We start from the raw sequence: 6,124 nt of genomic DNA on the forward strand, positions 1-6,124 counted from the left end.
CAACCCCGCGCCCCCCCACCCCCCACCCCCCCCCCCCCCCCCACCCCCCCCCCCCCCCCCCCCCCGCGGCCCCCCCGCCCCCCCGGGGCCCGCCGCCGGCCCGGGCCCCGCCCCCGACGGGCCCCCCCGCGGCCGCAGTGTCGTCCGACTGCTGAGCCACGTGCTCCGGGCGGCCTGTGCATGTGGTTCAGCGGCGGCTCGGCTCTTCGTCTCCGGCGGCAGCCACGGCAGTTGAGTTCGGTGACCGTCCCCGACGGCGTCCAGGAGCAGGAGCGTCGCGCCGGTGGTTGCCGCCCCGGGCACCTCTGTCTCAATTCCGTAGGCCGGCATCATCTTCAAGAGGTGAAGGCTGTCGTATCTATTGACGGCGTGTCGCCTTCTTGGGTTCATGGTGGGCGGCGTCGAACCGGACGGTCGACAGTCAACAGCTCTTGTCCGGACAGTCCTGTCGGGGAAGTCTCCGCAGCAATTGGGAGCGCTCCCACGAGGCGCCGGTCATGCTGCGGACCAGGCCGCCGAACCCACCCCTTGACGACGTCGGAGACCGGGCTCTCAGCAGAGGAGCGCACAACGATGATCCGTCTTCCTGGCCGCATACGGCGATGGGCCTCCGTGCTCGTCGCCGTCCTGGCGCTGCTCACCGCACCGCTCATGGCCGCGGGTTCCGCCCGGGCCGCCACCACTCCCGGCACGGGCTACTGGCACACCAGCGGCCGGCAGATCCTGGATGCCGGCAACCAGCCTGTGCGCATCGCGGGCATCAACTGGTTCGGTTTCGAGACGGCCAACCACGTCGTCCACGGCCTCTGGGCGCGGGACTACAAGAGCATGATGGACCAGATGAAGTCGCTGGGATACAACACCATCCGGCTGCCCTACAGCGATGACATCTTCAAAGGTACGACGCCTGACAGCATCAATTTCTACAACATGAACAGCGACCTTCAGGGTCTGAACTCACTGCAGGTGATGGACAAGATCGTGAATTACGCCGGGTCCATCGATCTGAAGGTCATCCTCGACCGCCATCGTCCCGACTCCGGCGGGCAGTCCGCGCTCTGGTACACGAGTTCCGTACCGGAGTCCACCTGGCTCGCCAACCTGACCGCGGTCGCCACACGTTACGCGGGCAACCCGGCGGTCGTCGGCATCGACCTGCACAACGAGCCGCACGACCCGGCCTGCTGGGGCTGCGGCGACACCGCCACCGACTGGCGGCTGGCCGCCGAGCGGGGAGGCGACGCGGTTCTCGCCGCCAACCCCAACCTGCTGATCTTCGTCGAGGGCGTGCAGACCTACAACGGCAGCTCGTCCTGGTGGGGCGGCAATCTGCAGGGCGCCGGCCAGTACCCGGTCCGGCTCGACGTGGCCAACCGCGTGGTCTACTCGGCCCACGACTACGCGACCAGCGTGGCCTCGCAGCCGTGGTTCAGCGATCCGTCCTTTCCCAGCAACATGGCCGGCATCTGGGACAAGAACTGGGGCTATCTCTTCAAGCAGAACATCGCCCCGGTGTGGGTCGGTGAATTCGGGACCACCCTGCAGTCGGCCACGGACCAGACATGGTTGAAGACGCTCGTCCAGTATCTGCGCCCGACCGCGCAGTACGGCGCCGACAGCTTCCAGTGGACCTTCTGGTCGTGGAACCCCGACTCCGGTGACACCGGCGGCATCCTCAACGACGACTGGACCACGGTCAACACGGCCAAGGACAGCTACCTCGCCACCATCAAGGCGCCCGGCTTCGGCGGCGGAAACACCGGCGGCGGGGGCGGCGGTGACACTCAGGCCCCGACCGTGCCGGGCAACCTCACCGCCACCGGGACCACCTCCAGCAGTGTGTCGCTGTCCTGGAGCCCCTCCACCGACAACACCGGCGTGACCTCGTACGACGTCTACCGTGGCAGCACCCTGGTCGGATCCTCCACCACCACCGGCTTCACCGACACCGGACTCACCGCGGCCACCACCTACAGCTACACCGTCAGGGCCAAGGACGCCGCCGGCAACAGTTCGGCCGCCTCCTCGGCAGTCACCGCGAAGACTTCCGCGGCGGCCGGCGGCGGCAACGGCTGCACCGCGAGCTGGCACATCGACACCCAGTGGAGCGGCGGTTTCAACGCCACCGTCACCGTCACCAATCCGGGTGGCACACCCACTTCCTCCTGGGCCGTCGGCTGGACCTGGTCCGGCGGGCAGACGGTGGCCAACGCCTGGAACACCTCGCTGCAGCAGAGCGGCGCCGCGGTCACCGCCAGGAACGCCGCGCAGAACGGCACTCTGGCGGCCAACGGCTCGACCACCTTCGGTTTCCAGGCCAACGGCACGGCCGCCACGCCGAACCTCAGCTGCACCGCCTCCTGATCACCCGGGCCGGGGGCCGCCCGTGATCCCGCGCGGACGTACCAGGGGATCACGGGACAGCCCCGGGGCACGCGAGGCATAGGGAGAGCGGCACCCGGGCGGCCAGGACCGCAGGGACCATGCGGCTCCCGCCTTCCCGCGGGAGCCGCATGGTCCGCCTGTCCCCGGCTAGCCGAGCGGAAGCGGCTCAGCCGCGTACGTCTTCGGCTTCGCGGCGGCGCGGTCCGTCGGGTCGCCGACGGGTGCCGTGCCCTCGGCGGGCCTGTCGGACGGCTGCCAGCGCTCACCGTCCTGCTCCGCCAACCCCAACTCGGCCAGGTTCTTGAGATGTTTCGCAATGGTGGACGGCTGGTAGCCCGCAGCCTCGGACAGCTCCTGCGCGGTGGCGCCCACGCTGCCTGCCGACTTCAGGCACTGCCAGGTCCGCCCCACCGCACGCCCGAGCCCCTGCTCGGGCGAACCCGTCGAGGGCGAAGAGCCGTCGGCGGCGGCCTGCTGTGCTCTCGGAGTGCCGCTCGCCGATGCCCGACCCGCGGGTGCGGACAATCCGCGGGAGCGTGTCACCGGGCGCGGTGTCCGGTTGACGCTCCGGTGTTTCCGTCCCTTCTGGTACTTACTCAACGCTTCATCCCCTTGTCAGCGGTGGTGATCACATCAACCCAACGAGCCGGACCCCCGCCCGGCAATCGGCCGATCGGATTACCATTTCCGCCGCCGCGGGTGTGCGCCCCCCTGCCATCACTGCGCCGGCGCGCAGAGTCGCTGTCGTGCGCCGTCCGCGAGAGCCGGACGACACCAGGTGCAGTGCACCCGACAGTCCATCGCAACTGGTCGGCCGTGATCACATCATCCGATGAAATACCTGGTCGCAGCCTTTGGGTGACGAATGCGTCCCGCGCCGCCCGGCCGGGAGGACAACTGTGCGGCGATCGGCCGGTGGCCGAAAAAAAACTCTTGGACCGCACCGGCGCCGCCGCGGGACACTGCGGTTCCTGGCCCCCGTACTCGCCCGCATGCGTCACCACGAGCCGCGCGGGGGCTTCGTCGTCGTGCCCCGCCTGTCGGAAGGCGACCTGTGCGAGGGCACCCACCCGAAACGAACCTCCGCGCGGCCGGCCGGTCAACGTGCTTCTCCCGCAGAAGTCACGTGGCGGGCTGCCGCACGACCACACAGGGTTGCTATGGGATCGCCTGAATCGCGCGAGACACCGGGCCGGGGCTCGGTGCTTCTCGCACTTCGTTACTACGGTAGGGAGCTGGCCCGGCTCCGGTGGCTGACGGTGCCCGCGATGCTCCTGCCGGCGCTGGGCAACATCGGCCTCAACTACATCGCGCCGCTGATCGTCGCCAAGCTCGTCGGCCGAATCGCCGGCGACGCGACGATCGCCATCGGCTCGACACTGCCCTACGTCCTCGGCTTCGCCGGCGTCCTGCTGCTCGCGGAATCGCTGTGGCGCGTCGGGCTGCACTGCCTGAACCGTGTCGATGCCCGAGGCATCGAGCACCTGTACGTGATCGGCATGGACGAGTTGTTCGCCAAGGACACCGCGTTCTTCCACGACAACTTCGCCGGTTCGCTGACCAAGCGGGTCCTGAGTTTCGCGTCCCGTTTCGAGGAATTCGTCGACACGCTGACGTTCTCGGTCGTCGGAAGCCTCGTACCTCTGGTGTTCGGATCGGTGGTGCTGTGGCGCTACGAGCCGCTGTTCGTGGTGGGACTTCTGTCGATGATCGCGCTGACCGCGGTCTGCGTGACGCCGCTCATCCGCCGCCGTCAGGCGCTCGTCGCCCAGCGCGAGGAGGCGATCGCCAGAGTGTCGGGCCACGTCGCCGACAGCCTGATGAACATGGACACGGTCCGGGCGTTCGCCGCCGAGGAACGCGAGGCCGCCGAGCACCGGTCCCGCGTCGGTGAGTCACGGCGGCTCTCGCTGCGGTCGTGGGACTACGGCAACCTGCGCATCGACACGCTGGTCGCACCGATGTCCGTACTGACCAACGCGCTGGGTCTGCTGCTCGCGGTCGTCCTCGGCGGAGGCGACCACAGCGTGGAGGCGGTCGTGGTCGCCTTCACCTACTACAGCAACGCGACACGGATCATGTTCGAGTTCAACCAGATCTACCGCCGTCTGGAGAGCTCGATGACGGAGGCCGCACAGTTCACCGAACTGCTGCTGATGCCGCCGACCGTGACCGATCCGGTGTCGCCGGAGCCGCTGCTGTCCCGGACCGCCGACGTCCGCTTCGACCGGGTGACCTTCGCCCACGCGGGCGCCGAACCGCTCTTCGAGCGCCTGGAGCTGGCCGTACCCAGCGGGGCGAAATTCGGCCTCGTCGGCCGGTCCGGCGGCGGTAAGACCACGCTCACGCGCCTGCTGCTGCGAATGACGGACATCGACGAAGGCCGGATCCTGATAGGTGGTCAGGACATCAGCAGGATGCGCCAGGCCGATGTGCGCAGCCGGATCGCCTATGTGCCGCAGGACCCGGCGATGTTCCACCGCACGCTACGGGAGAACATCGCGTTCGCCCGGCCGGAGGCCACCGAAGCCGAGATCCGCCGGGCGGCCGAGGCCGCACATGTCACGGAGTTCGCCGACGCGCTGCCGGACGGTTTCGAGACCATGGTGGGGGAGCGCGGAGTCAAGCTGTCCGGCGGTCAGCGCCAGCGAGTCGCCCTCGCCAGGGCGATCCTCCGCGACGCGCCGATCCTGCTGCTCGACGAGGCGACCAGCGCCCTGGACTCCGAGAGCGAAATCCTTGTCCAGGAGGCGCTGTGGCGACTCATGGAGGGGCGGACGGCTCTCGTGGTGGCGCACCGGCTGAGCACGGTCGCCACCATGGACCGACTCGTCGTGCTCGACCGTGGGCGGATCGTCGAGCAGGGCACCCACCAGGAGCTGCTCACCTCGGACGGTGCCTACGCCAAGCTGTGGCAGCACCAGTCCGGCGGCTTCTTCGACACCTCTTCCGCGCGGGCCGATCTCCACTGAACGCACATCGGGCGGGTACGCCCGGCACCTGCCGGAGAGCATCATATCGATGCCGGGAGTGCCCGTTCCGGGGGTAAGGCTCGGCGTACCTCAGAGCAGGTCGAGCACCCCGACTCGCTGCTCCCCACTCGTTTCCCCGGTCGTGCGGAATCCGAGCCCCAGGTAGAAGTCCTCCGGGCCGTGCTCACCCGGGTGCCAGGTGGTCGTCAGGTGAGTGCCGCCGCGACGGCGGATCTCCGCCGCAACGGCCTGGACCGCGAAGCGGCCGTATCCACGGCCCTGTTCACCTGCTGCGATGTTCAGACGCCACAGGCCGGAGCGCAGATCAGTCCCCTTGCCGGCGCCGCCGGCGAAGTCGATGTCGAAGAACGCCATCAGGAAACCCACGGGCCGGTTGCCGTCAACGATCAGTCGGGGCCATGCCGTCTCGGGGTGCACGAACGCTTCGGCGAGCGACTTCACGACCGGAGCGACCAGGTGCTCCTGGTCCGGACGGACCTTCAGGCCGATCGCGACGTCGAAGTTGTCGGCGGTGATCTTCTCCAAGCGGAGCGTGCTCGTCATGCGGAAACCATAATTCAGCAGGTCAGGTGGATTTCAACCCCCGGCGCCCGTCACCTGATCCACCGGGCGGAAGCCGGGCCACCACCCGTACCGCTCCAGTTCGAGGAGTACCCGCATCGTGCCGCGACACGTGTCGCGGCACCCGCAGGGGGAGTGTCCGCACGGCGGGTCTCCGGGGGCCGATCCGTACCGCTCCCCAGCTC

The 6,124-nt window shown here is 69.0% G+C and carries 4 protein-coding genes; 2 read left to right on the forward strand and 2 right to left on the reverse strand.

Annotated elements, in window-relative coordinates:
- Nucleotides 1–573: 573 nt before the first annotated feature.
- Nucleotides 574–2,364: a cellulase family glycosylhydrolase gene (locus ACFVXE_RS38475; protein ID WP_389678403.1), complete on the forward strand. Its 1,791-nt coding sequence runs from the start codon at nt 574–576 to the stop codon at nt 2,362–2,364.
- 168 nt (nt 2,365–2,532) lie between these two features.
- Here ACFVXE_RS38475 and ACFVXE_RS38480 read toward each other — a convergent pair whose 3' ends face one another.
- Entirely contained in the window at nt 2,533–2,910 is a 378-nt protein-coding gene (locus tag ACFVXE_RS38480; RefSeq protein ID WP_389678405.1) for a winged helix-turn-helix domain-containing protein, read from the reverse strand.
- A 635-nt stretch (nt 2,911–3,545) separates the two neighbouring features.
- Between ACFVXE_RS38480 and ACFVXE_RS38485 the strand changes: the two genes are divergently transcribed.
- Complete coding sequence (locus ACFVXE_RS38485; protein ID WP_389678406.1) at nt 3,546–5,357, forward strand: ABC transporter ATP-binding protein; 1,812 nt, start codon at nt 3,546–3,548, stop codon at nt 5,355–5,357.
- Between the two features lie 90 nt (nt 5,358–5,447).
- Here the strand turns inward: ACFVXE_RS38485 and ACFVXE_RS38490 are convergent, their stop codons facing one another.
- Nucleotides 5,448–5,921, reverse strand: a complete 474-nt coding sequence (locus ACFVXE_RS38490; RefSeq protein ID WP_389678408.1) for a GNAT family N-acetyltransferase — start codon at nt 5,919–5,921, stop codon at nt 5,448–5,450.
- Nucleotides 5,922–6,124: the final 203 nt, after the last annotated feature.

It is taken from the genome of Streptomyces sp. NPDC058231, assembly GCF_042882275.1.
Lineage (GTDB): Bacteria > Actinomycetota > Actinomycetes > Streptomycetales > Streptomycetaceae > Streptomyces.

Coding starts and splice junctions, on each gene's coding strand:
- ACFVXE_RS38485 (WP_389678406.1), top strand. CDS start 3,546: ATGGGATCGCCTGAATCGCGCGAGACACCGGGCCGGGGCTCGGTGCTT.
- ACFVXE_RS38475 (WP_389678403.1), top strand. CDS start 574: ATGATCCGTCTTCCTGGCCGCATACGGCGATGGGCCTCCGTGCTCGTC.
- ACFVXE_RS38490 (WP_389678408.1), bottom strand. CDS start 5,921: ATGACGAGCACGCTCCGCTTGGAGAAGATCACCGCCGACAACTTCGAC.